We start from the raw sequence: 24,149 nt of genomic DNA, 5'->3' as shown, positions 1-24,149 counted from the left end.
AGTCGGAGCGCCCACAGAGCCTGACGGAATGGGAGGACACCGCCGTGCGCAAGGTATTCCAAGAAGAACTCAAGTCTGTCCACGACGAGCTGGTCGAGATCGCACAGCTCGTCGCGGCCGCGTTGGACAAGGCCGTGGAGTCCTTCGAGAACGCGGACGTCGACCTCGCGCAGGAGGTCATCGCCGAGGACGCGCGCATCGACTTCCGTCAGACCGCGCTCGACGAGCGGGCGATCGACATCCTCGCCCTGCAGGGCCCGGTCGCGAGCGACCTCCGCACGCTAGTGGGCTCCCTGCGGATGAGCGCGTCCCTCGAGCGGATGGGCGACCTTGCGCGCCACATCGCCCAGCTCGCGCGCCTCCGCTACCCGGAGAGCGCCGTGCCCGCGCCCCTCGCGCGCACCTTCCAGCGGATGGCGGAGCTCGACAAGCAGATCATCGCCCACGTCGCGGAACTGCTCGCTACCCACGACCTCTCCCTTGTCGCGAAGATCCAGGGCGACAACGCGGACATCGACGACCTCCACGCGAGCGTCTTCCGCACGATCGCGGACCCATCGTGGACCGGCTCCCCCGCCCTTGCCGTGGATGCCGCGCTCGCGAGCCGCTACTTCGAGCGTTTCGCCGACCACGGCGTGTCGGTTGCCCGCAAGGTGTCCTATCTCGTCACGGGCGAGTGGGACGGGGATATGACGTCCAACTGACGCCCCAACCTCACGTTGCGCCGTCACGTCCGCAGGGTGCACACCCTGCGGAGGTGACGGCGCAACTGTTTTCTACTTCTTGCCTTGGTTCTTGACGGCCTCGATCGAGGCAGCTGCCGCATCCGGGTCGAGGTACGTGCCGCCCGGGTTCGTCGGCTTGAAGTCCTCGTCGAGCTCGTAGACGAGCGGGATGCCGGTGGGGATGTTGAGGCCCGCGATGTCCTCGTCGCTGATGCCGTCGAGGTGCTTCACGAGCGCCCGGAGCGAGTTGCCATGCGCGGTGACGAGAACGACCTTGCCCGCCGTGAGATCGCCCTTGATCTCCGACTCCCAGTACGGGAGGAGACGCTCGAGGACGTCCTTGAGGCACTCGGTCCGCGGAATGTCGTCGCCGAGGTCGGCGTAACGGGGGTCTCCGACCTGCGAGAACTCGGAGTCGTCAGCGAGAGGGGGCGGCGGGACGTCGTACGAGCGGCGCCACTCCATGAACTGCTCCTCGCCGAACTCCGCGAGGGTCTGGGCCTTGTCCTTGCCCTGCAGCGCGCCGTAGTGGCGCTCGTTGAGGCGCCAGGAGCGCTTGACGTCGATCCATCCGCGGTCGGCCTCGTCGAGCGCGATGTTCGCGGTGTTGATCGCGCGCTTGAGACGGGACGTGTAGAGGATGTCCGGCAGCAGCCCCTTCTCGGCGAGCAGCTCGCCGCCGCGCCGAGCCTCTTCGCGCCCCTGGTCGTTGAGATCAACATCGACCCAGCCCGTGAAGAGGTTCTTGGCGTTCCATTCGCTGTGCCCATGGCGCAGCAGGATCAGGGTGTAAGTCATGGACTCATGCTATCGGGCGGAATCGGGCGCGACTCAGTCCATGACGCGGGGCGCGACCGACTCCCACCCCACGGTCAGCTCCCCGAGCCGCCACCGAGCCGGGCCGTGCCGGACGGGCCACCCGTCGCTGCGAAGCGTCCGCGCCATCGCGATCCAGCGTTGCCGGTTGCCGAAGGAGGCAAGCGGCGCCGCGGACAGCCACGCGGCGTCGAGCGCGCGGAGGAACTCATGAACCGGCTCGCCCGGGACGTTCCGGTGGATGAGCGCTTTCGGGAGGCGCTCGGCGACGTCCGAGGGGCGCTCGAACGAGCCGAAGCGCAGGGCCACGGAGAGCGTCTGGGGCCCGTCGCCGTCGAGCGCCACCCAAGCGGCGCGGCGGCCGATCTCATCGCACGTCCCCTCGACGAACAGGCCGCCCGGCGCAAGCCGGGAGCGGACGAGGTCCCAGATGGCGGGGACGTCGTCCTCCTCGTACTGTCGCAGGACGTTGAACGCACGGACCAGGGCGGGGGCGCCGTCGACCGGCAGCTCGAAGCCGCCGAGGCGGAACTCGAGGCCCTCGCGCTCAAGGGGCTTCGCGGCCTCGACCCGGCCCGGCTCGATCTCGACGCCCACGAGGCGGAAGTCAGCCCGAGCGGTGCGCAGGCGCTCGAAGAGCTCGACGGCGGTGGCCGGCGAGGCGCCGTAGCCGAGGTCGACGGCGAGCGGCGAGGCGGGGAATGATCGGAGCCTGCGGGCCTGCGCCCCAATGATCCAGCGGTCCACGCGGCGCATCCGGTTGGGGTTAGTGGTCCCCCGCGTGACGTTCCCTACGGGGCCGCCACGGGTGGCCCGGATGGGGCTCGCCTTCTGGACCACCCGCTCAGCGGGACGAGACGGAGGGCCGCACGTCGGCCAGGTACACCCCCGCCGCGGTCACGGCGGCGAGGTTGAAGAGGCTCGGCCCGAACATGGGGCTAATAGGGCTGATGATGGAGAGGAGGCCGACGAACACGGCTGCGCCGGTCACACCGAGCCAGAAGCCCTTGGTGCGCTTGAAGCCGGCCTCGAACGCCGGGCCCTTGCGCGTGGTGCAGTCGATGAAGGCCCACAGCGAGATCGCCAGGCACAGGAAAGAGATGATGTACCCGACGATGATGTCGATGTAGGCAATGAGAAATCGGCCGCTCACAGCTCCAGCCTACAGAAGCGCGTCGAGTCCCTGCGCGAGGTCGGCCCACAGGTCCTCGACATTCTCGATCCCGACGCTCAGCCGGACCAGCCCCTCGGGCACGGTCAGCGGCTCGGCAGTGTGCCGGCGTCGACGCTCGATCGTCGACTCGACCCCGCCGAGCGACGTCGCGGGAAGCCACAGCGCGAGGGAGGCGACGAACGCGTCGGCGGCTGCGGCGTCGTCGAGCTCGAGGCTGATGATCGAGCCGAACCCGTCGAACTGGGCGGCCGCGCGGGCGTGGCCTGGGTCGGAGACGAGGCCGGGATAGCGGGTGCGGCGGACGGCGGGGTGCCCCTCGAGCCGGCGGGCGAGTTCGCCGGCCGTCGCCTGCGAACGCTCGACGCGCAGGGCAAGGGTGCGGAGGCCGCGAAGGCCGAGCCAAGCCTCCATGGGCCCGGCGATGGCGCCGTGAAGCGTGCGGTGGGCGAGGAGCAGCGCGCGCAGCTCGTCGTCGTCCGTCACCGCGAGGCCGAGGAGGACGTCCGAGTGCCCCGCGAGGTACTTCGTGGCGGAATGGACGACCACGTCGGCCCCCACGGCGAGCGGCCGCTGGCCGAGGGGCGTGCTGAACGTATTGTCGACGACGACGAGGGCGCCGGCCGCTCGGGCCGCCGCCACCAGCGCGGGCAGGTCGGCGACCTCCATCATCGGATTGGTCGGGCTCTCGACCCACAGGAGATCGGCGCCGTCGAGCGCGGCGATCACGGCGTCCGTGTCGGCGATGTCGACGGAGCGGAGCTCAAGCTCGCCGCGCTCCCCCTTGCTCTGCGCGAGTCCGAGGGTTCCGGAATAGGAATGGGCCGGGGCCACGAGCACGCCGCCGACCGGGACGAGGCTGAGCGCCGCTGCGACGGCGCCCATGCCCGACGAGAAGAGCAGGGCGGGGACGTCCGTCCCCTCGAGACGCGCAACCGCCTCCTCGAACGGCTCCCAGGTGGGGTTGGAGTACCGGGCGTAACCGCGGGCACCTTCCCCCACGGCGCCGAGACCCACGAACGTGGAGGAGAAGACGACACTCGGGTTCACCGGACTGTCGTGATCGCGCTCGGGCCGCCCCGCGGCGACCGCGAGCGTCTCTGGCGAAAGCGCCGAAAGGGCCTCCGCGTCGAGGTGCGGAAAGCTGAACTCGGGCGTGGAGGAGTCGGTCTGGGAGGCGCCGGTCATTCCCCTAGGGTCGGTCATCCCCCTAGGTTAATGCGCGAACTGGGACCAGATGGCGAAAGCGCCCGCGACCGCCATGATCACGGCGGTAAGCCAGCCGACAACGTTGGAGAGCGGGCTGTTGCGGCGCTCGCCCATGATGTGCTTGCTGCCCGCGATGAGCAGGAGGACAACGAGGAACGGGGCCGCCGCGATGGCGTTGAGCGTCGCGGACAGGACGAGCATGCCGATCGCGTCGGTCGAGATCATGGACACGACGGTGGCGACCACGAGGCCAACGATCAGCAGTGCGTAGAACAGGGGCGCCTTCCGGGGGCTGCGATCGAAGCCCCAGTCCCTGCCCGTGAGCCCGGTGAGGCCGATGCATGCAGACGAGGCCAGCACCGGCACGCCGAGCAGGCCCGCTCCGATGAACCCCAGGGCGAAGATCACCCCCGCGAGCGGCCCGGCCAGCGGTTGGAGGGCCTTCGCCGCCTCGGCCGCCGTGTTGACGTCCTGATGGTGCTGCCCCAGGGTAGCGCCGGTGGCAACGATGACCGCGAACATCACGAGAGTGGAGACGGTCATCCCAGCCACGACGTCGATCTTCTGCTGGCGGCGGCGCCGCTGCGCAAGCCCGTCCGGCAGATCGGGGTCGGCGAGCGGGTTCTCGCCGCCTTCAGGCATCATGCGGAGCTCCTCGATGCGCTGTCCGCTCTCCCAGAAGAACAGGTACGGCGAGACTGAGGTGCCGAACACGGCAGCGAGGAGCCCCCAGAATTGAGGCTCGGGCGCGAGCCGCTGGAAGGTGAGGCCCGCGAGCACCTCGTTCCAGTGGACTCCGGCGATGAACACGACGGCGACGTAGGCGAGCAGTGCCAGGCAGAGCCACGTGAAGACGCGCGCCACCGTGCGGTAGGACCCCGTGACGAGCAGGATGCCCACGGCGATGCCCGCGATCGGAGCCCACACCTGCGGAAGCCCGAGCCCCAGGAGCTGCATCCCCTGACCCACCGCCATCAGGTCCGCAGCGACATTGACCACATTGGCCACGAGGAGGCAGGCAAGGAGCACCGCCGCCAGGAAGCGCCCCACGGGCCCGAAGCGCCGTCGGACCAGCGCGCCAAGGCTCTCGCCGGTGGCGGTCGCCGTGCGGTCGCTCATCTCCTGGACGGTGATCATGAGCGGCAGCACCACCGGCGCCGTCCAGACCATGCCGTACCCGTACAGCGCCCCGGCTTGGACGAAAGTTGCGACGGCGGACGGGTCATCGTTGGCCGATCCGGTGATCACCCCAGGGCCGAGAGCCCTCAGCCACGTGCGCCACCCCGGCGCGTCCCTGACCGGCTGCTGCTGCCGCATCGTGCTCAAGCGCGTTCCTCCGGATCTTTGCTCACGAAACGTCACTGCCTCTTCGAAACGACCCTGCCAATTCGAAACGACCCTGCCGATGCCTGACCACGGACGCACTCAGTCCTGCTTACCCCGGAGCGGTCGGGCCAACCGTTATCCACATACGCAGGCTCTCTTGAGCGGGAATCGACCCCGTATCGGTACGCTGGGTAGGTGACCTTCTCCCCCGTTACCCCGGCACGGGGTCTCTTCGTCGCGTTCGAAGGAGGCGACGGCGCCGGCAAGTCGACGCAGGCGCGGCTTCTTGCGGCGTCTCTGCGCTCGGCGGGTCACGAAGTGCTGCTCACGCGCGAGCCAGGCGGCACCCCGGTGGGTGAGAAGCTCCGCTCGCTCGTGCTCGATCATGGCCACGGGGTGATCGATGCGAGGACCGAGGCGCTCATCTTCGCGGCGGCGCGAGCGGCCCACGTCGCTCAGGCCATCGAGCCCGCCCTCGCGCGCGGGGAGGTCGTGGTGACCGACCGGTACATCGGGTCCTCGATCGTCTATCAGGGGGTGGGGCGGGGACTCGGTCCAGACGCGGTCCGTGGGCTCAACGAATGGGCCACAGGAGGTCTCTGGCCCGATCTCACAGTCCTCCTCGACGTCGACGAATCCGAGGGCCGCGCCCGGCGCACGGCGCAGGAGACGAGCGAGGATCGGCTCGAATCGGAGCCGGATGCGTTCCACCGCGACGTGCGCGAAGCCTTCCTCGATCTTGCCGCGGCGCAGCCGGACGCCTATCTGGTCCTTGACGGCCGCCGGGATCCTGCGTGGCTCGCCGAGGAGATCCTGACCGCGGTACTCGGCGCGCTCGAGGCGCGAACCGCCGCAGTTCCTCCCGCTGCCGTTCCTCGGGCCGCCGTTCCTCCCACCGCCGGCGAGCGCGGATGAGCGTCTGGGAGCAGCTCGTCGGGCAGTCGCCTGTCGTCGAACAGTTGCGTCGCGCCGCCGCCGGAGAGGGGCTCACCCACGCCTGGCTCTTCACCGGCCCGCCCGGATCCGGGCGGTCGACGGCGGCCAAGGCGTTCGCCGCGGCGCTCAACTGTGAGGTCGACGACGTGACAGCCCGGGGCTGCGGAGTGTGCAGCGGGTGTCGCACCGTCCTCGCGGAAACGCACAGCGATGTCACGTTCGTCCGCACGGAAAAGATCACCATCACCATCGACGAGGCCCGCGAGCTCGTGGCGAAGTCCGGCGACCGGCCCTCGACCGGCCGGTGGCGCATCGTCGTCGTCGAGGATGCCGACCGCATGGCTGAGCGCACCACCAACGTGCTGCTCAAGGCCATCGAGGAGCCCACTCCCCGGACGATCTGGATGCTCTGCGCGCCCTCGCCTGCCGACGTCCTCGTGACCATCCGTTCCAGATGTCGGCCGGTGAGCCTGCGGCTCCCGCCGGTCGCGGACGTCGCTGCGCTCCTCGTGGAGCGCGATGGCGCGGATCCCGAGCTCGCGCTGCAGGCCGCGCGGTCGGCGCAGAGCCATATCGGCATCGCCCGCAGACTGGTCCACGACGCCGCGGCCCGCGAGCGGCGTTCGGCGACCGTCCGCCTCCCGCTCACGCTGTCCACCGTCTCGCAGGCCGTGAACCTCGCGGAGCAGATCGTGAAGATCGCAACCGATGAGGCGGCCAGCTCGAACGAGGAACGCGACGCCGAAGAGCGCTCGCGACTCTTCGAGACGCTGGGCCTCTCGCCCGACGACAAGCTGCCGCCGAGCCTCCGCGCGCAAGTCAGGCAGCTCGAGGAAGACCAGAAGCGGCGCGCCAAGCGCTCGGTGACTGACTCGCTCGATCGCACCCTCACGGATCTGCTCTCGTTCTACCGCGACGTGCTCATGATCCAGCTCGGGGGGAGCGTGGAGCTCGTGAACACCGAGCTCGCCAACGAGATCGCCGACTTCGCGGCGAAGTCGACGCCGGACGTAACTTTGGCCCGGATGGACGCGGTTAACACGACCAGAGAACGCATCACGACGACCAATGTGGCCCCGCTCCTCGCGGTCGAGGCCATGGCAGCAAGCCTGATCTGAGGAGAAGAGCCCTTTGACGATGCCCGCCCCGAGACAGGGCTCCCCCCTGCCTGCCGCAGGCACCGCGCGGCTGCGTGCCGCCGTCGTCGCCGTCGTCTCCGGACTAGCCGCTCTCGCCCTAGTGCTCACGGGCTGCACGCCGTTCCTGAGTCCGGGCTCAGGCCCAACGCCGGGCACCGACACGTCGGCCACCGCTGGCGCGCCCCCTGAGCTCGAGAAGTTCTACCAGCAGAAGGTCGAGTGGTCCTCCTGCGAGAACAACCTCGAATGCACCAAGGTCACCGTCCCGGTCGACTACTCGAAGCCCGGGGGCGACACGATCCAGCTCGCCGTCGCGCGACTCAAGGGCAAGAACGCTTCCTCGAACCTGCTCGTGAATCCGGGCGGTCCGGGCGTCTCGGCGATCGACCTTGTCCGTGACGCCGGCACCACCATGTTCTCGGACAAGCTTCGGAGCGCGTACAACCTGGTCGGCTGGGATCCCCGCGGTGTCAAGCGGTCCGCTCCCGTCACGTGCTTCGACGGGCCCCAAGAGGACGCCCGACGCCAGCAGAACCCCGACTATTCGACCGATGCGGGTCTCGAGCAGGCCTTCGCGGAGCAGCTGAAGCTCATCGACGCCTGCAAAGCCAACACGGGCCCGATCCTCGCCCACACGGACACCATCAGCTCGGCCAAGGACATGGACGTCATCCGAGCCGTGGCCATGGGGCAGTCCAAGCTCAACTACGCCGGCTTCTCCTATGGGACCCTGCTCGGCTCGACCTACGCAGGCCTCTTCCCGGATCGCGTGGGGCGGTTCGCGCTGGACGGCGCCCTTGACCCCGCGATGGATTCCACCCAGGTCACGATCGGCCAGGCAAAGGGCTTCGAGGACGCACTCCACGCCTACGTCCGTTCCTGCATCTCGAAGTCTGGCTGTCCCATGGGCGGCAACGAGAACGACGCGGTGACCCAGATCCAGGCGCTCCTCCAGTCGGTCAAGGAGCAGCCGATGCCGACCACGCAAGGCCGAGTCCTGCCCGGCACCGATTTCGTGAACGGCTTCATCCTCCCGCTCTACAACAACACGAACTGGCCCGTGCTGACGCAGGCCCTCACCAGCGCCTTCCGCGGGGACGGGACCGCGATGCTGCGGCTCGCCGACCTCGCCGCCGACCGCGATTCGAACGGCACCTATTCGTCGAACAGCACGTACGCCTTCATGGCCTACAACTGCCTCGACTACAACACTGCCAGCGACACGACGAGCATGCGCAACGAGGCCGACCAGCTGAGGCAGGCCTCCCCCACCTTCGGTGACTTCTTCGCGTTCGGCGGGGTCAACTGCCGAGACTGGCCGGCCAAGCCGGTGCGGACGCCCTCGCCGGCGCATTACACCGGTGGGAGCACGATCCTCGTCGTGGGGACCACCGGGGACCCCGCCACCCCGTACCCGTGGGCGCAGTCGCTCCGCAGCGAACTCGGCAACGCCTCACTGCTGACGTGGAACGGCGAGGGCCACACGGCCTACGGGCGCGGCTCATCGTGCATCGACGGGGCCGTTGACGGTTTCCTCGTTGACGGCAAGGTCCCGAAGGACGGGATGCGCTGCTAGATCGGCAGCAGGCCCGGCAGCTCCGCGACCGAGCGCACGACGGCGGTCGCTCCCGCCGCACGGAGCTCACCCGCCGTCTGAGCACCGGTGAGCACGCCGACGGCGCTTCCGGCGCCCGCTCGGAGCGCCGAAGTGATGTCCACCGTAGTGTCACCCGCGACGAGAACGTGGCGGACGTCGTCGACGTCCAGTGCGAGCACGGCGGTCAGGACCATGTCGGGGAACGGGCGCCCACGGCCGGCGTCCTCGGAGCAGAGTGACAGATCGGCCAGCCCCATCCAACCGAGGGCCTCAAGGACGCTGTTCTGGGTGTGGCGCCCGAAGCCGGTCGCCAAGCACACCAGAATCCCCCGCTCACGCAACTCGCGGACCGTTTCCTCGGCCCCAGGCACGGGCTCTATGCAGCCGCCGGCGATCATGCGGTCGTACGCCGTGGCGAAGGCGCGCGAGGCAGCTCGCGCGGTGACGGCGTCGTCCGGGAAAAGCTGCTCGAAGACCCGGGTGCGGTCCAGCCCCGCGCTCTGGCGCGAAACCTCCAAAGCGGCTTCGAGCCGATCGCCCGCCATCCCAAAGGAGACGAGCGTCTCGGCCACCGCCCGCTCAGCGGCCCCTCCGTCGACCACGGTGGTGCCGTTCATGTCCAGCACAGCAAGGCGGACGCTGCTCGCAACGACGGGCGGCAGGTTCGGCACACTCACGGACGACTCCCCGGGGTCTCTCAGGCACCGGACATTCCGGCGCCTGGATTCCCACGCTGGCACGGCGTCCCGACGTCGCTCTGAATTCGCCGAGTACGGGGAGTGAACGGCGCTCCGCGGGAAGGTGAGAAAAACTCTTGGGGCAATTCGTGTCATATGGCGGAATGCGCTTGTTTCCCTACCTCGCCGCCCCCACGCTGAGGGTGGCGGCTACCACGGGGGCGGCCAGACGATATGGGGAGCTGAGGGTGACGGGGACATCCGCACTGGAAAGACTGCAAGTCAGCAGGCAGCTTCGGGCTGCGTTGCGGGGCGACGGCGCCAGGCTTGCACTGGGAACGATCGGAACTGTGGACATCGTGGTCTACCCGGAGCGTCCCGGCGGTCGCCAGAGTACGCTGGCCTGTCTCCGGGGGATCGGCGGCAGCGCCTACGTCGACTCGGCGCACTACCGCTCCTGGCGGCTGTTCTCCGCAGCGGTGGCGTGCGCAGTCGAGTACCTAGGCCGGATGGCCTAGCTACCTGGGCCGGATGGCCTAGCGCGTTTTGACCCGGCCGCGGCGCCTCCAGTAGAGTATTCACTCGGTGGTTCCGTCCAACGGACAGCCTGAGTGCCTCCTTAGCTCAGACGGTAGAGCGTCTCACTCGTAATGAGAAGGTCAGCAGTTCGATCCTGCTAGGAGGCTCAAATATTACAAGCCCCGCTTCCCTTGCAAGCACTGGGAAGCGGGGCTTTGTTACGCGCCCGCGGGGTCACTCGCTTGACGCCAGCGCCACTCTGTGCATTCCTGGATTTTCCGAATCGTTACAGGTATGTTCGTCACTTTTTCGTCACTCCCCTCCCCCCTCCTGTGCCCGGTCATCTCTCGCATTCGGCGCCTCTGCGTGCAAGTGTTGTACCGTGACAATTGCGCTCCTCATCAAGGTGCATGACGGACTGGTTCTTGCGGCTGACAGCGCGACGACGTTCGCCGCCGCCCAGCCAGACGGCTCAGCCACCATCGTGAACATTTACAACAACGCCAACAAGGTGTTTAACCTCCACAAGAAGCTTCCCATCGGCGCCATGACCTGGGGCCTCGGCAACATTGGTCCAGCCTCGATCTCCACGCTGAGCAAGGATCTTCGCGCAAAGTTTCATGGAGGTGACGACGATCCTTGGAGGTTGGACCCCTCGGCGTACGACATCGAGGAGGTAGCTTCGAAGGCCGCGACGTTCTTCCACGATGACCATTACGTCCCGCTGTATGAAGAGATAGACGAGGAGCACAAGCAAGATCTCGGGTACCTCGTCGGGGGGTACTCAAGCAGGTCCGATGATCCTCGTGTTCACCATCAACACGACCGGCCCATATGCTGGAAAGCCCGTAGAGGTGCTTGCCGGCAGCACGGGCGCAGTGTGGTGGGGACAACCTGAGGCCATCGCGCGCATCCTCAACGGTTTGAGCCTCGACACCGCCGCCGCCTTGACGAATATGGGAGTGCCGGCAGATCAGGCTCCGCTGGCGGTCGCCGCCATCCAGCAGCAGGTGCAGACGCAACTGGTCGTATCGGCAATGCCGATACAGGACGCCATCGATCTCGCAGAGTTCCTCGTGCACGCGACTATCCAATACGTCCGGTTCTCTCCCGGCGGTCCGACGGTAGGCGGGCCGATTGAGATTGCTACGATCACGAAGCATGAAGGATTCAAGTGGGTAGCACGAAAGCACTACTTCCAGGCAAGGCTCAATCCAGCGTTGGAGACAATATGATCATGCAGAACTACCCGGGTGCGAACGTCTACCGGTCAGGTGCGACTGGCGATGCTGCCGGCACGTCTCGACGCTCCTCCGGATCGACTGTGGTGGACAAGGGACAGGCCGCACTGGCCCCGCGCGACCTGGGGCGAATCCTGAAGACGGCCCCCAGCGCTAGTACGGCGAGCACGAAAGTCAAGAAGCAGAGGTAGCATCGCCCGGCGCCTCGTCTGGCACAGCGACGACAAAGCCCCGGCCCTGAGGGCCGGGGCTAATCACCGCTCGGACGTCTCAGGTTGGGGACCCGCGGCCTCCTCGTCGCCGCGCGCCGCCACTAGGCCGCGCTCGAGGAGGCTGGCGTCGATGTAGAAGCCCAGACCCTCCAGACTCATCAGGTCGCCCTCCCCCGCGTGTGTCTGGATGAACGTGTGGTCGGGTTCAACGCCGCTCAACTCTGCCGCCCGGCAGAATGTCTGCAGCTCTCCCAACGAGATCTCTCCACTGATTTGCAGGCTTAGCCTGAGTGACGGCACGTCGGTCCAGTTGCTCACACGCTGATACATTCGGCCAGTATGCAGGGCCTCTTGCAGAGCCCCCTAATGCACGAGTTGACATTGAGAGCAGCGACGGATCTCTGGCAGGGACCACCTCTGTCAGCCACCTGCGGCGCTCTGCCAAGTCCCACCACGGACAGCGATGCCGGACATGTTGAGCCAGTGGCGTCCTAGTAGTTTGCGTTCGGAGGGTGGGGACTAGGCCACCGCGCCAGCGGCGGCCTCAGCTTCGCGAGCGATCTTCAGCAGACGGTAGATCGTCGCGACACCGACGCCCATCTGGTGCGCCGTCTCCTCGACAGTGAAGCCGCGCTCGCGGAAGTCGGCGGCTCGCTTCACGCGGGGATCATCGGCGGTGATCTTCGGGCGCCCGCCCATCTTCCCGTTCGCCCGTGCAGCTTCAAGACCAGCAATCGAGCGCTCGCGGATAAGGTCGCGCTCAAGCTGAGCGAACGCGGCCAGCATCGTGATCATGGCCTCACCCATGGGGCTCGTGGTGTCGAGCTTGTCCGTGACGCTCTCGAACTCGACGCCGCGCTCGCGGAGTTCCTGGAGCACGTTGAGCACGTCCAGCGTGTTGCGCCCCAGCCGGTCGAGCTTCCACACGACGAGCTTGTCCCCGGCCTCGACGCGGTCCAGCAGGGCCGACAGCTCGGGCCGCTCGAGAGCCGGGACGGTCCCGCTCACACCGTGGTCAGTGAACAGGCGCTTGGGCCGCTTGCCCGTGACGTTCACGCCAGCCTTCGCGAGGGCGTCGATCTGAAGCGCGGTGTCCTGCTCTGCCGTGCTGACTCGGGCGTATCCGTAGGTTGCCATCTGCAGTCCCCCTTTTTCGCAAATACTCAGGAAGGTGATTGGGTTACCGATAACCTATCAACAACCGAGACCGCGCGACAAATCTGATAGGCCTCTCCGCAGGTTGACGCGCTTCTCGTCAACCGAATGTTTTCTGATAGGCCGTTTCCGAGAGGACTGGCCTGCTGTCTGGCTGGCCGGGAGGCCAGCCGAGTGGCACGTCGTCGTGCGGCTCGGTTAGCCTCGGGCGATTATCGGACAGGCGTGGCGCTGCGCGCCGCGCTCGCTGGCTGGGGCGAGACTGAGCTGGCTCGTGGTGCGTCCGGGCTAGGCAGGCCCGGAGGCTGGCGCCCGTGGCTTCTCCGCTGCGCTGTGCCCTGCCTCCATGCACGGTCGAGCGTGCGGCTGCCGGCTGGGGGCCAACCGCTGAGGGGTGGGGGAGTACCCACGACGGCGAGCTGTTTGCCCGGTAGTGGTTAGCAGACGCTGTTACGTACGGGTTGGGGAGTTTTTGAGGTGGCCTCCCCGTCTACAAGTGAGGCGGTGCCGAGACTTGTCCTCCCCCTCCGATAAGGTGAACAAAACGCTCGGTTGCTTGGCACCGGCGGTCCAACCAGCATTGACGACGAGGGGTTTGATGGGCACGGCTCTCACTGCGATCGATCTGTTCTCCGGCGCTGGGGGCCTATCGGAGGGCCTGAGGGAGGCCGGGTTTACGAGTCTCTACGCGAACGAAGTCGTACCCACGTACGCAGCGACCTATGCAAAGAACCACGCTTCCACGATCGTGGAGAGCAGGGACATCCGGGAGGTTTCCGCGCGCGAGGTCCGTGAGAACCTTGGCCTCGCCAAACGGGACCTAGACCTTCTCGCCGGCGGTCCCCCTTGCCAAGGCTTTTCAATCAACGCGCCTCGCCGGTCGGAAGACGACAAAAGAAACCACCTGTTTCGCGAGTACCTCCGATTCGTGGAGGAGTTCGAGCCCAGAGCTGTCCTAATCGAGAACGTCCCAGGCTTGGTTTCATTTTCAAATGGGGCGACTCTTGAGGCCATCCTTCAGGCGCTGCGAAACCTCGGATATAGCTCCGACGTTCAGATCCTTTATGCCCCTCACCACGGTGTGCCTCAGACTCGCTGGAGGACTATCATCATCGGGCTCAGGGATGGCGGTGATCCGATGTCCGCATTCCCGGATGCGAAGAGGCATGCTCCTATGAGGATTAACTTCACCTCGGAGTTTGGCGGGCGGCCCATTGTAGCGCTTCCGAGGAGTGTCGAACTTCCACCGCACACAACTGTTGCCGAGGCAATCAGTGACCTTCCCGTACTCTGCAACGGAGAATCCGGTGACGAGGTTAAGGCCTACCGCACGTCTCCGCAGAACTCATATCAAGAAGCGCTTCGCGCCGGTTCCGTGGGTGTCCTCAACCATGAGGCCCCCCGTCTGAGCAAGATAAACATGGAACGGCTTAAGCACATCCGACCGGGCGGCAACTGGACGGACATCCCATTCGAGTTGCTACCGAAAGGAATGCAGGCAGCGCGGCGATCGGACCACACGAAGCGGTACGGACGCGTCTCACCCGATGGACTGGCTTCGACAATCCTCACAAAGTGCGATCCTCATTGGGGAGCCTATTTCCACTACAACCAGGACCGCTCGTTCACAGTTCGTGAAGCAGCGCGAATCCAGTCGTTCCCCGACACTTACATCTTCACGGGTAGCAAAGCCGACCAGTATGAACAGGTTGGAAACGCGGTTCCGCCCTTACTGGCGGCGGCAGTCGGCCAGTCGATCGCGGCAGTGTTGGGCAGCGAACGATCAGCCCTGCAGCGAGTCGTGTAGGCGACAGTGGCGACGACGATTTGGGAGCTCTTCGGATACCGGGCAACCGACTCAACCGAGGCCGCCCGCGAGGCGGCCTCCGAGGAGCGCTGCCCCTTTCTCGGTAGTAAGTGCATAAAGACGTTACGAGACGGATCTATCTCCGGCGTTTGCTCCATCAAACCTGCACGTAGCCGTGCTGTTATTTGTTGTCCCATCCGGCTCTACGCGGATGATTACCGAATACTGAGAGACATCTCAATCGACGCTTTTGGAGCAGAGTACCCGCTTGAGGCTGGACCAGCGGCTGCCGCCAAGGCGCGGCACACTGGGCTGAAGACAGTGGCAGTCTTTGGCAAGAAGTGGGGCGGCGAACTTCGTGTTCCGAAAAAGGACGGTAGTGGCTTCTACTGGATGGACTGGATACTCGCCCTACTAGACGAACAGGGCCGCCTCGCCGAGTTCGTCGCCGTGGAAGTTCAGAGCATCGACACCACCGGCAGATATGGAGAAGGACGAGACGCGCTGCGCTCGCCGCAACGAAGGATCGTTCCCACCACTGCTGGTTTCAACTGGGAGAACGTTAACAAGCGCATTCTCCCCCAACTCATTTACAAGGGCCAGCTCCTTCAACGTGAAAGATTCTGCAAGAAGGGCTTGTACTTCGTCTGCCCTCAACCGGTCTACGAAAACATCCTTAATAGGATCGGCGGGGAGGCTGCCCTGCCCGAGTTCGCGAACCTGCAGCCTGCCTCCATTTCCTTCTACGTTTATGATCACGATCTTGAGGACGTGAAAGACGGAGTTCCGGTTTCCCTTCGCCTCGCGGGCAAGCGACATACCATTATCGAAAGCTTGCAGAGGGCGTTCAATAGTGTAACGTTGACGAACCCTGACGTATACCGCGACGCCATACTTGAGGGACTTGGCTTGGATAGAACCCCGTCGAGCTATCTGAACCCCTAAAGAAGCGCCGTTCAAAACAACCGCATCCCATTCTGCTCACAAACCGTTGTGCGTGAAGCGGTGGTGTACGATCTGCCTATGACTAGCTACGCCCTTGGAAAGGCATTTCTGGATCGCGTCGCCAAAGAGCCGCTCTACATTCAAAGGAATGCGCGACTCCTCTGCCTGAGGGGCAATCACGCTACCAATGTTGCGGTGCTCGATGGGGACGAAGTCCTGGGGTACATCACTGACTACTCGGAGAACGAATCTGGGGCAGTTGCAGCCAATCTCAATGGACACGTACTCCCCGAAATCTGCACAACGCTCGATGAGGCATTGAACGTGATCTTGGGCTGAGCCGCTCGGTCGAGTTCTTCCAAGTTTGAAGCAGCGATCTCCAGACGGGACCTCAAAGCGGGGCCAAACGGCCCCGCTCCAAGAAGCTGGTCTTCAAACTTAGGACGCTAGCACGTACGACGTTAGCGCTAGCTCGCATTCCCCATGTGGGAATAGATCTGGGGGCAGGGGCACCGGCCCTACCGGCACTCGAACACCGTGTTCGCACTCGCAGACCATCCTGAATCCTCCTCGCCTGCCTTGGTGCCGGGTGATCCAGTTGTGCTGCTCGCCGGTGACGGCCACCAAGTGATGAACGTTGAGGCAGTTCCTACGCTCGCAGACGTGGTGCACTTGGTAACCGTCGAGTACCGCGCCATACGTGGCGATGTAGACGACACGATGGCCTTTGATGCCCTTCCACGTCACACCGGGCACGACGGCATACCCGCGATCCAGTTCGCCGGCATAGATCAGACAGCCGCCGGGGTCCGGGATACAGTTCTCCCAGAGCGACGGGACAAGCTCAACGTAGCTGAGCTGGGTCGAGGTGCGCAGGTGGTAGAGAGCGTCGCGGCGACGTTGGTTCTCCTCTTCTCGCTCCGCCCTGGTCTTGATCCGATAGCCGTCGGCCCTCTCGTTCACGGCAGCGATTATGGACAGTTGCTCCTCGTCACTCGGCTCCCGGAACACATAGAGATTCCTGGACTTCAGGTTAGGGTCCAGCATCACCGACACAAGTCCAAGCTCCTCCAGCTTGGCCAGGTGGCGCCGCACGCTGGCAAGGGTCCGAACCACGGCAAACTCCGCCACGTCCAGCAGGGGCAGGGCGGCCCCTTTCGGCGCCCGCATCCAGAGCCAGCCAGGACCCGTCAGGTCTCGAGCCCTCAGGAAGTCCGGGAGCCCCTCCGACGTTGTGGACAAGCTGTCTACCGCTCCCCCATTTGTCTTAACGGCTTTGGCTGTGGACAGCGTGTGGACAGCGTAGGTTGCAGGCTGAAGACGATTGGCTCCTCGTGCAATCCCGAGGTGGCCTTTCGCCTCAAGCGAGCGGACAGCACAGCTGATGGCCGACTGGCCTCGGCCAGTCACCTCCGACAGCTTGAGTTGGGAGATCTTTATCTCTCCAGAGGCGTCGGCCATAGAAGCCAGAGCGTTGAGGACGATCTGCTCCGTAGTATTCAAGGGTCTTCCTTCCGTATTCAGTTGTAGCGGCATGGCCCCGAGCCATGCCGGATTCAAACCGCGCGGCTCAAATGGTGCTCAGGCAAAACAGACTCGCTGCTGCTTCGCCCATGCCTTGAGCTCCTCCAAGGCGTAGCGGATTTGGCCGCCGAAGCGGTGCGCCGGGACGACCCGCCTGCCTTCATTAGCCAGCCACCTGACGGTGACCCCTAGGTATACAGCAGCCTCTTTCCGACTGACGTACGCGGGCTCGATGGTCAAAGATTCTCCCTTCATCACAACAAAAATGGACAACAAAAAAAGCGACCTGACTTCCGGTAACCGGAATCTGGCCGCTCTTCGGACGCCCTCCCGTAATGAGGGGAGGACTCATGCCTGCTCGCATAGCACCCCCCGTCTGTGCGAGGGAGGCTTTGATCATTACTGATCGTTCCTGACGAACGCAAATCCACAACCAGTGATCTTTGCCACACGAGCCTCGGAGACCTTCTCAAAAAGTGACATATAAGATCGCTTCATGGCGGTGATTGACAAGTGGAAAGCAAAGGGTGAGGACGGCGTACTGCGCCTCCTGCCCAAATCCGAGCAGAAGGGTCTCCGCTGGCGCGCCGACTGGACTGACGCCGAGGGGAAACGGCGGCGGAAGGACTTCGCGACGAAGCAAGAAGCCCAAGAATATGAGGCGGAGATGGTCCGCCAGGCGCGGCGGGGGGTTCACGTGGACCTCCGGGCGGGCCAGAAGCGGACGGTTGCTCAGCTGCACGTAGAGTTCATCGAGCGCATGGAGAAGCATGGAGTGCGGGGCAACCGCCCCGCGAGCCCTCGCACTCTCGACAATTACCGGCGGAACTATGAGGGCTACATCGAGCCTCGATGGGGCATGACTCCTCTCGCGGGTGTCACATACGATGCCACCGCAAGCTGGATCGCTGAGTTGCAGGGGAAGCCCAAGCGAGATGGCACCGTCGGACCTGCCGGTCAAGCCACTCGCCATGCGGTCGCCGGCGCCTTCAGCCGGCTCATGAACTACGCCGTGAAGTTAAAGTACCTTCCGTCGAATCCGACCAAAGACGCCACGGGGGCGACGGACTATGTGCCGTCCGCGAAGCCACAGCGGAAACACGTCTACCTGTCCATGCCGCAGCTCCTTCTGCTCGCATCGAAGGCGGGTGAGTTCGAGGACTTGATCCTGCTCGCTGGGCTGTGCGGCCTTCGATGGGGGGAACTCGCAGCCCTCCGCGTGGAAGATGTCACTCTTGGCGGCCAGCCCCACGTCCTCGTGCGCCGCTCCATGAGCGAGCTTCCGAGGGCCCAGGGCGGGCTGGTCGAGAAGTCCACTAAGAATGGCGAGGAGCGCATGGTGCCCATGCCGCGCACGCTTGCCATGCGGCTCGCTGGGAGGCTCAGAGACAAGCCCTCAGACGCACGAGTGTTCACGGGCGCTCGCGGTGCCGTTTTGAGGAACAGCACGTTCACAAGGCGCTTCTACGCACCGGCGATCGAGGAGGCGGCGGCAGCCGCCTCTGGCTTCCCTCGTCCAACGATGCACGATCTGAGACATACTGCCGTGTCGCTCGCGATCCGATCCGGCGCGAACGTGAAGGTAGTTCAGCAGATCGCCGGCCACTCGTCGGCAACCCTCACTCTGGACACATACGCCGGCCTCTTCACGGACGACCTGCACGACAGCGCTGCCCGCCTCGATGCGGCGATGTCTGCGACACTGAAGAGCTCTTCGTCACTATCCCGTCACTGGACCCCGAGACTCCCCAGCGATTACAAGGATTTAACCTCTCCCTCGTAATGAGAAGGTCAGCAGTTCGATCCTGCTAGGAGGCTCCACTGAAACCCCTCTCCAACCCGCGGAAACGCGGATCGGAGAGGGGTTTCTTTTGCGCTCGGGCCAGAGGCACCCTGCGGAGCTGACGGCGCAACACAATGGGTCAAGCGCCAGTCACGCGACGTGACAAGCGTTACCGCCCTACGGGCACGTATGATGCGCGGCGTGGACATCACTCCGCCGCACAGCTCGGCCCTCCGCGAGTCCGGCCTCGACGCCGCGTGGCTCGCCCAGCGCATCGAGGAGAACCCGATCCTCCTCGGCATCACCACGGGAATGCCCGTCTTCGAACGCGCCATCCCCGACCACGCAGGCGACGGCCTTGCGGTCCTCCTCTTCGACCCGACCGATGGGGTCCGGCACATCGTCGACGTTCAGCTCGGCGAAGCCAATGAGGACCAGGTCATCCGCGCCCTCGACTTCTGGGCCACGGAACGCCACCGGATGCCGAGCGAGCACCGCGTGGCCCTCGTGGCAGAGCACATCCCCGGCCGCGTCGCGCGCGCTGCGGCCCTCGCCCGCACCATCACGCCGATCGACACCATTGAGCTGCGGACCGAGCGGATGGGCAGCATCGTTGCCCTCCACGGCGAACCGATCGATACCCCGAGCGCGACCGACCCCGGTGCCGAGATCGCCTTCGCGCTCCGGCTCCGCGACTTCCTGGCGCGCCTTGACGAGGCAGACCCGCTGCGAGGGCGGATCGTCGGCCCGCCGCCCGCCACCCTGGGGTAGGACTACGGCGTCCTGCCCTCTGGCTCCTCCGGCCGTCTCGGCGTATGGTCCGTGCTACATCCCAGCGAGTGCTATGTCCGCAGCGAGGAGCAGCAATGGGCATCGTGTCGTCCGGCTTCATGGGCCGCAGGAAGAGAGAGGTCCCGGGGCTGCCTCCGGGACAGTATGTGACGGAGGGCTTCCCTGTCCTGTCGGCCGGCCCGACACCAAAGATCGACCGGGACGAGTGGGTCTTCACCTTCACCTCGGACAACGGGAATAGCCGCCATTGGAACTGGAACGGCTTCATGTCCCTGCCGCAGGAGGACATCGACGTTGACCTGCACTGCGTCACGAGCTGGTCGAAGCTCGGGACCCATTGGCGCGGGGTCCCGGTGGATGCCCTTTTCACGCACGTCGAGACCGACGCCCAATTCGCGCTCTTCCATTGCTACGGGGGCTACACCACCAACTTGCCCCTGCGCGATGTCCTGGGCGGCAAGGCCTGGATCGCCCATCAGTTCGACGGCGAGGACCTCGAGCCCGAGCACGGCGGGCCCGCACGCCTCCTCGTGCCACATCTGTACCTCTGGAAAAGCGCCAAATGGGTCCAGGGCCTCGAGCTGATCCCGGAGGACCGTCCGGGGTTCTGGGAGAGCAGAGGCTACCACCTGCACGGGGACCCTTGGCGCGAGGAACGGTACGGGTGAGCGGCATGTGGAGGGTCGCCGACGTGGTGGGAGTCCACGAGGAGACGACGACGGCGCGCACCATCCGCCTGCGCCTCCCCGAGCCGGTCCGTTTCCTCGCCGGCCAGCATGTGGACGTGCGGCTCACCGCGCCCGACGGGTACCAAGCCGTGCGGTCCTATTCGGTGGCGGGCGCGACGCCGCCGGACAGCTTGGAGATCACCGTCGACGAGCTTCCGGATGGGGAGGTCTCCCCCTACCTGGTCCGCGACCTCGCTGTTGGCGACCAGCTGGAAGTCCGCGGTCCGGTCGGGGGATGGTTCGTCTGGCGCCCCGAGGAGACATCACCGGTTCAGCTGGTCGGCGGCGGGTCCGGCGTGGTGCCGCTCATGGCGATGGTGCGCGCCCACGCGATGGCCGGGCATCCCGCGCCCTTCCGACTGCTCTACTCGGTCAGGGCCCCCGAATCCGTCTTCTTCCGCAGCGAGCTCGAGACCCTTGCCCGGGACGACACGTTCGACGTGACGTACGTTTACACGCGGCGCGCGCCGGACGGCGAGCCAGTGGGAAGGCTCGACGCCGCGACCCTCGCAGCAAACGTCCTCAACAGCGGGTCGGATCCGGCGGTGTACGTCTGCGGAGCAACGGGCTTCGTTGAGGCCGTCTCCGGGTGGCTCGTGGAGTTGGGGCACTCCCCCGATCGGATCAAAACCGAGCGCTACGGCGGCGTCGGAGGTGCATCATGAGCGACTACCTCGACGGCAACGCCCTCGCCGGACCCCTGTCCGAGGTCTTCTCCATCGACATCACAGCTGCCCTGGGCAAATGCGGAGGGTGCGGCGCGGTGAGGGCTCTGGCCCAGGCTCACCTGTACGTGGACGCGCCCGCCAAGATCCTCCGCTGCCCCTCGTGCGGCGGGGTCCTCCTGCGGCTCGACGAGCGCGGCGGGCGCCTCATCCTCGACCTCAGCGGCTTCGCCCACCTCACGATTCAGGTCGGCTAGGCTCCGGAGCCCGGTATCGCTCGACGAGCATGGAGGCCATCTCGCGGGCCCGCTCTGCGGCCCGCAGGTCGCCCTCGGCTGCCGCCACGATGGCGCCCTTGATCAGGATGTGGCACGACCATGCGAAATCGTCGACGTCCCGCAATCCGGCCCGCCGCGCCAGCTCGGCCAGTTGGTCCCGCGTCTTCCCGAGATACTCGATGCTCGCGCGACCGAGCGGATGGTTGGGACCCATTTCGAGCATGACGTGCAAGAACGACGTGACCTCGACCGCCCCCTGGCGGAACCACTCGTCGAACACATCGAAGATCACCAGGAGCGCTCTCTCGCCCTCGGTGCCGTAGCGAGCCACGGCAGCCTCGATGGCGCTGCCGCGGTTCTCGTACCACCGCTCGAGGTAGGCCAAGGCCACGTCGTCCTTGGACTTGAAGTACTTGTAGAACGTCGCCTTGGCCACCCCGGACCGGGCGATGAGCTCATCGACCCCGGCGTCCCGGATCCCCCGCTCCGCGAACAGTTTGTAGGAGGCAGCGAGAATTCGCTCCCGCGCATCACCGGGCGACGGGGCCGACGCCAAATCCGTGGCAGTCATGGCGTCATGCTAGACGTCCCGATCTGTTTGGGAAATGGCACGCAGGGAAACAGCCCCTGCTGGGCGTCCTCTGCTAAGCATCCTCCCTGTCGGGATTCTCCAACTGGAAGAAATTGGACTGGCTCCCGTCGCTGCGCTGCTCCTGATAGATGAAGTTCAAGCGCCGGTCGTCAAAGGACTTGAACCATTCTTCCCAGCTCACATGCCGGAGCCGATCGCTGTCGCCCCCGAAGTCGATCCGGAGCACCCCGAGATGATCACCGTGCTCTGTGTCGGGGACGGTCGCGGGCACCCCGTCGCGAGCCTCGGCCCACTGCTTGATGACCTCGTGGTTCGTGGTGACGAGGCTTCGGCCCTCGCGTTCCGGCTCGTCCTCCGGAGAGGTGATCTCCTGGGAGTACTTGAGGGAATCGGAGCTACCGCTGCCCTTGCGGATACGGCCCCCGTCGGGTCCCGCACCGACGTCGCCGTCGTCTCCGGCAGAATCGCCGCCGTCGTTGGCCGTCCCCGCGCCGCGGCGCGCCTCAAGGATCGCGTCGACCAACTCCTCCTTGCGCAGGTCCGAAGTGCTGCCTACGCCGGCGGACTTCGCCATGTCGCGCAGCTCGTCCACCTTCATATCGCGCAGTTCGCTCTCCTTGACGTCCGGGGTGTTCGGAGTCTGGTTTCCCGGCTTGTCTGCCATGACATACTCCTTTTCGCGAATTGGCTTGGCCACTCGTGCATTACCCCGCATGGCCCGCGCAATCACCTCCGGGACCATCGGCTTCAGGGCCGGGCTAGACTCCGGTGACATGAATTCGCGCAAGCCAGGGGTGCTCTTCGACGTCGACGGTACGCTCATCGATTCCAATTACTTCCACGCGCTCTCGTGGTGGCATGCGTTCCGCCAATTCGACCACACGGTGCCTATGTCGGCCATTCACCGCGCGGTCGGCATGGGCGGCGACAAGCTCGTGGCCCACCTCCTCGGCGACGACCGCAATACCGAGCAGGACGCGGAGCTCAAGGCCTCGCACGGCGCCATCTTCTCCACCTGCTGGCCTTCGCTCATAGCGTTCGACGGCGCCCGCGACCTTGTGCGGGCCTGTGCCGACCGGGGGCTGACGGCTGTGCTGGCGTCCTCAGCCAAGGAGCGCGACCTTCAGGTCCTGCGCACGGCGCTCGACGCCGACGACGCGATCACCGCCGCGACCAGCTCCTCCGACGCGAACGAAAGCAAGCCGGCGCCGGACATCCTCCTTGCCGCGCTCGAGGCGGGGGGCCTCCACGCAGAGGACGTCGTGTTCGTGGGTGACTCCGTCTGGGACGTCTACGCGTCCGCCAAGCTCGGCATTCCGACCATAGCGGTGACGTGCGGCGGCACCAGCGAGGCGGAGCTGCGGGAAGCCGGTGCCGCGGAGGCCTACGAGAATCCGCGCGCGCTGCTGAACGCCCTCTCTGAGAGCGCACTCGGAAAGCTCGCGGCCTAGACCGCCGCCACGCTCACGTCGGCCACGACCTCGAGCGCCATCATCCGCTGGAGTGCCACCGCGGCCGCAGCGGCAGGGGGCCGCTCGGCCGGGTCCATGGCCGTCATCCCCGAGATGAGCTCGCGCCATGCGCCCCCAATGCCCTCGGGAATCGGCGGGGCCTGAGTGAGGCGCCGGACCGCGCTCTCGAGCGGCGGCCCCGGAAACGCGAGCTCGCCGGTCAGGCACTGCAGGAGGACCAGCCCGAACGAATACACATCGCTCTCGGGCCCCACCGGTTCCCCCCGCACCTGCTCGGGGCTCAGATAGGCCGGAGTCCCAGACACGGCATCCTCGAGGGTGAGCGCCGACTCCGCCATCCGGGCGATCCCGAAATCTGTGAGCTTCGCGCGCGTCCTCGTGGCTCCGTCGTCGAACAGGAGGATGTTCGCCGGCTTGATGTCCCGATGCACCACGCCCTTGCGGTGGATGTACTCGAGGGCCTGCGTGACGTCATGCCCCACCTGAACGGTTCGGGAGTGCGCGAGGGGCCCGGCCATGAGCCGGTTCCGCAGATCGGGCCCCTCGACCAGCTCCATCACGAGGAAGATGCACGGCGTCCCGAGCGCGCTGCGCTCGGTCCCCGCGTCCAGGAGGGTGACGAGGCCGTAGTGGTTCAGCCGCGCGAGCAGCTTGACCTCGGCGTCGCTGCGTCGGAGCTCTGCATCGTTGGTCGCCGCCGACTGCATGACTTTGACGGCGACTTCGCGTTCAAGCAGCTCATCGATGGCCCGGTAGACGACGGCCATCGAGCCCAGGCCGATCTTCTCCAGAAGCCGGTACCTGCCGCCCAGGCAGCCGAGGTGAAGGGTCACCCCGGCC

At 66.0% G+C, this 24,149-nt stretch carries 29 protein-coding genes and 1 tRNA gene; 17 read left to right on the top strand and 13 right to left on the bottom strand.

The genetic code is table 11. The features are described 5' to 3' along the window. The first annotated feature begins 44 nt into the window (after positions 1-44). Positions 45-704 carry a phosphate signaling complex protein PhoU gene (phoU, locus tag E5679_RS10730; protein WP_138415588.1) on the top strand — a complete coding sequence of 220 codons (660 nt, stop codon included), beginning with the start codon at positions 45-47 and terminating at the stop codon, positions 702-704. Between the two features lie 72 nt (positions 705-776). Here phoU and E5679_RS10725 read toward each other — a convergent pair whose 3' ends face one another. The 5 genes from E5679_RS10725 to E5679_RS10705 all read right to left on the bottom strand — a co-directional run bounded on the left by E5679_RS10725 (position 777) and on the right by E5679_RS10705 (position 5,238). Continuing rightward, positions 777-1,523: a phosphoglyceromutase gene (locus E5679_RS10725; RefSeq protein ID WP_138415586.1), complete on the bottom strand. Its 747-nt coding sequence runs from the start codon at positions 1,521-1,523 to the stop codon at positions 777-779. Between the two features lie 33 nt (positions 1,524-1,556). Beyond that, on the bottom strand, positions 1,557-2,297 hold the full coding sequence (locus tag E5679_RS10720) for a class I SAM-dependent methyltransferase (RefSeq protein ID WP_249336078.1): 741 nt from the start codon (positions 2,295-2,297) through the stop codon (positions 1,557-1,559). Between the two features lie 88 nt (positions 2,298-2,385). After that, positions 2,386-2,694 (bottom strand): DUF2516 family protein, encoded by a 309-nt coding sequence (locus E5679_RS10715; RefSeq protein ID WP_138415583.1) that lies wholly within the window; start codon positions 2,692-2,694, stop codon positions 2,386-2,388. 9 nt (positions 2,695-2,703) lie between these two features. After that, positions 2,704-3,900 carry a trans-sulfuration enzyme family protein gene (locus E5679_RS10710; RefSeq protein WP_138415660.1) on the bottom strand — a complete coding sequence of 399 codons (1,197 nt, stop codon included), beginning with the start codon at positions 3,898-3,900 and terminating at the stop codon, positions 2,704-2,706. Between the two features lie 27 nt (positions 3,901-3,927). Further along, the gene (locus E5679_RS10705) at positions 3,928-5,238 is read right to left on the bottom strand and encodes an Nramp family divalent metal transporter (RefSeq protein WP_249336077.1); all 1,311 of its coding nucleotides are present in this window, start codon (positions 5,236-5,238) and stop codon (positions 3,928-3,930) included. 204 nt (positions 5,239-5,442) lie between these two features. On the opposite strand from E5679_RS10705, the gene tmk reads away from it, so the two are divergent. The 3 genes from tmk to E5679_RS10690 are packed head-to-tail and all read left to right on the top strand — an operon-like array spanning position 5,443 to position 8,898. Then, positions 5,443-6,162 carry a dTMP kinase gene (gene tmk / locus E5679_RS10700; RefSeq protein ID WP_138415579.1) on the top strand — a complete coding sequence of 240 codons (720 nt, stop codon included), beginning with the start codon at positions 5,443-5,445 and terminating at the stop codon, positions 6,160-6,162. Continuing rightward, positions 6,159-7,301: a DNA polymerase III subunit delta' gene (locus E5679_RS10695; protein WP_138415577.1), complete on the top strand. Its 1,143-nt coding sequence runs from the start codon at positions 6,159-6,161 to the stop codon at positions 7,299-7,301. The genes tmk and E5679_RS10695 overlap by 4 nt, the downstream gene beginning before the upstream one ends. 19 nt (positions 7,302-7,320) lie before the next feature. Continuing rightward, on the top strand, positions 7,321-8,898 hold the full coding sequence (locus E5679_RS10690; protein ID WP_138415658.1) for an alpha/beta hydrolase: 1,578 nt from the start codon (positions 7,321-7,323) through the stop codon (positions 8,896-8,898). Here the strand turns inward: E5679_RS10690 and E5679_RS10685 are convergent. Beyond that, the gene (locus tag E5679_RS10685; RefSeq protein ID WP_249336071.1) at positions 8,895-9,596 is read right to left on the bottom strand and encodes an HAD-IA family hydrolase; all 702 of its coding nucleotides are present in this window, start codon (positions 9,594-9,596) and stop codon (positions 8,895-8,897) included. The genes E5679_RS10690 and E5679_RS10685 overlap by 4 nt on opposite strands. Positions 9,597-9,946: 350 nt before the next feature. Between E5679_RS10685 and E5679_RS20830 the strand changes: the two genes are divergently transcribed. The 4 genes from E5679_RS20830 to E5679_RS10670 all read left to right on the top strand — a co-directional run bounded on the left by E5679_RS20830 (position 9,947) and on the right by E5679_RS10670 (position 11,350). Next, positions 9,947-10,114, top strand: a complete 168-nt coding sequence (locus tag E5679_RS20830; RefSeq protein ID WP_171042331.1) for a hypothetical protein — start codon at positions 9,947-9,949, stop codon at positions 10,112-10,114. A 95-nt stretch (positions 10,115-10,209) separates the two neighbouring features. Further along, positions 10,210-10,282, top strand: a tRNA-Thr gene (locus E5679_RS10680). Between the two features lie 215 nt (positions 10,283-10,497). Next, the gene (locus E5679_RS10675; protein ID WP_138415575.1) at positions 10,498-11,013 is read left to right on the top strand and encodes a hypothetical protein; all 516 of its coding nucleotides are present in this window, start codon (positions 10,498-10,500) and stop codon (positions 11,011-11,013) included. Beyond that, on the top strand, positions 10,913-11,350 hold the full coding sequence (locus E5679_RS10670) for a hypothetical protein (RefSeq protein ID WP_138415573.1): 438 nt from the start codon (positions 10,913-10,915) through the stop codon (positions 11,348-11,350). Before E5679_RS10675 ends, E5679_RS10670 begins: the two co-directional genes overlap by 101 nt. A gap of 260 nt (positions 11,351-11,610) precedes the next feature. Here E5679_RS10670 and E5679_RS10665 read toward each other — a convergent pair whose 3' ends face one another. Together E5679_RS10665 and E5679_RS10660 are read right to left on the bottom strand one after the other, a co-directional pair. Next, positions 11,611-11,886: a hypothetical protein gene (locus E5679_RS10665; RefSeq protein ID WP_171042330.1), complete on the bottom strand. Its 276-nt coding sequence runs from the start codon at positions 11,884-11,886 to the stop codon at positions 11,611-11,613. A 201-nt stretch (positions 11,887-12,087) separates the two neighbouring features. After that, positions 12,088-12,705, bottom strand: coding sequence for a recombinase family protein (locus tag E5679_RS10660; RefSeq protein ID WP_138415569.1), 618 nt, complete (start codon positions 12,703-12,705; stop codon positions 12,088-12,090). A gap of 616 nt (positions 12,706-13,321) precedes the next feature. Between E5679_RS10660 and E5679_RS10655 the strand changes: the two genes are divergently transcribed. The 3 genes from E5679_RS10655 to E5679_RS10645 all read left to right on the top strand — a co-directional run bounded on the left by E5679_RS10655 (position 13,322) and on the right by E5679_RS10645 (position 15,814). After that, complete coding sequence (locus E5679_RS10655; protein WP_138415567.1) at positions 13,322-14,530, top strand: DNA cytosine methyltransferase; 1,209 nt, start codon at positions 13,322-13,324, stop codon at positions 14,528-14,530. A 6-nt stretch (positions 14,531-14,536) separates the two neighbouring features. Next, positions 14,537-15,475, top strand: coding sequence for a NotI family restriction endonuclease (locus tag E5679_RS10650; protein ID WP_138415565.1), 939 nt, complete (start codon positions 14,537-14,539; stop codon positions 15,473-15,475). Between the two features lie 78 nt (positions 15,476-15,553). Next, positions 15,554-15,814 carry a hypothetical protein gene (locus E5679_RS10645; RefSeq protein ID WP_138415563.1) on the top strand — a complete coding sequence of 87 codons (261 nt, stop codon included), beginning with the start codon at positions 15,554-15,556 and terminating at the stop codon, positions 15,812-15,814. Between the two features lie 99 nt (positions 15,815-15,913). Here E5679_RS10645 and E5679_RS10640 read toward each other — a convergent pair whose 3' ends face one another. Both E5679_RS10640 and E5679_RS10635 read right to left on the bottom strand, forming a co-directional pair. Then, the gene (locus tag E5679_RS10640) at positions 15,914-16,978 is read right to left on the bottom strand and encodes an HNH endonuclease (RefSeq protein ID WP_171042329.1); all 1,065 of its coding nucleotides are present in this window, start codon (positions 16,976-16,978) and stop codon (positions 15,914-15,916) included. A gap of 78 nt (positions 16,979-17,056) precedes the next feature. Further along, positions 17,057-17,239: a helix-turn-helix domain-containing protein gene (locus E5679_RS10635; protein WP_212746927.1), complete on the bottom strand. Its 183-nt coding sequence runs from the start codon at positions 17,237-17,239 to the stop codon at positions 17,057-17,059. 256 nt (positions 17,240-17,495) lie between these two features. Here E5679_RS10635 and E5679_RS10630 point away from each other — a divergent pair, with 256 nt between their 5' ends. The 5 genes from E5679_RS10630 (at position 17,496) to E5679_RS10610 (ending at position 21,224) form a co-directional block, all read left to right on the top strand. Continuing rightward, complete coding sequence (locus E5679_RS10630) at positions 17,496-18,782, top strand: site-specific integrase (protein ID WP_138415557.1); 1,287 nt, start codon at positions 17,496-17,498, stop codon at positions 18,780-18,782. Positions 18,783-18,983: 201 nt separating this feature from the next. Then, positions 18,984-19,553, top strand: coding sequence for a hypothetical protein (locus E5679_RS10625; RefSeq protein WP_138415555.1), 570 nt, complete (start codon positions 18,984-18,986; stop codon positions 19,551-19,553). A 95-nt stretch (positions 19,554-19,648) separates the two neighbouring features. After that, the gene (locus tag E5679_RS10620; RefSeq protein WP_138415553.1) at positions 19,649-20,242 is read left to right on the top strand and encodes a molybdopterin-dependent oxidoreductase; all 594 of its coding nucleotides are present in this window, start codon (positions 19,649-19,651) and stop codon (positions 20,240-20,242) included. Positions 20,243-20,247: 5 nt separating this feature from the next. After that, the gene (locus tag E5679_RS10615) at positions 20,248-20,967 is read left to right on the top strand and encodes a ferredoxin reductase (RefSeq protein WP_138415654.1); all 720 of its coding nucleotides are present in this window, start codon (positions 20,248-20,250) and stop codon (positions 20,965-20,967) included. Next, on the top strand, positions 20,964-21,224 hold the full coding sequence (locus tag E5679_RS10610) for a DUF6510 family protein (protein WP_138415551.1): 261 nt from the start codon (positions 20,964-20,966) through the stop codon (positions 21,222-21,224). Before E5679_RS10615 ends, E5679_RS10610 begins: the two co-directional genes overlap by 4 nt. Here E5679_RS10610 and E5679_RS10605 read toward each other — a convergent pair. Next, positions 21,205-21,816 carry a TetR/AcrR family transcriptional regulator gene (locus E5679_RS10605; protein WP_138415549.1) on the bottom strand — a complete coding sequence of 204 codons (612 nt, stop codon included), beginning with the start codon at positions 21,814-21,816 and terminating at the stop codon, positions 21,205-21,207. The genes E5679_RS10610 and E5679_RS10605 overlap by 20 nt on opposite strands. A 73-nt stretch (positions 21,817-21,889) precedes the next feature. Continuing rightward, positions 21,890-22,501, bottom strand: a complete 612-nt coding sequence (locus tag E5679_RS10600) for a Rho termination factor N-terminal domain-containing protein (protein WP_138415547.1) — start codon at positions 22,499-22,501, stop codon at positions 21,890-21,892. Between the two features lie 109 nt (positions 22,502-22,610). On the opposite strand from E5679_RS10600, the gene E5679_RS10595 reads away from it, so the two are divergent. Beyond that, positions 22,611-23,288 carry an HAD family hydrolase gene (locus E5679_RS10595; protein WP_138415545.1) on the top strand — a complete coding sequence of 226 codons (678 nt, stop codon included), beginning with the start codon at positions 22,611-22,613 and terminating at the stop codon, positions 23,286-23,288. On the opposite strand, the gene E5679_RS10590 is transcribed toward E5679_RS10595, so the two are convergent. Next, complete coding sequence (locus E5679_RS10590) at positions 23,285-24,142, bottom strand: serine/threonine-protein kinase (RefSeq protein ID WP_138415543.1); 858 nt, start codon at positions 24,140-24,142, stop codon at positions 23,285-23,287. The two genes, E5679_RS10595 and E5679_RS10590, sit on opposite strands and share 4 nt — an antisense overlap. Positions 24,143-24,149 lie beyond the last annotated feature (7 nt).

Source organism: Sinomonas gamaensis (genome assembly GCF_005876955.1).
Classification (GTDB): domain Bacteria; phylum Actinomycetota; class Actinomycetes; order Actinomycetales; family Micrococcaceae; genus Sinomonas; species Sinomonas gamaensis.
The sequence above is the reverse complement of the archived record's forward strand: the minus strand, read 5'-3'. Positions and strand labels throughout refer to the sequence as shown.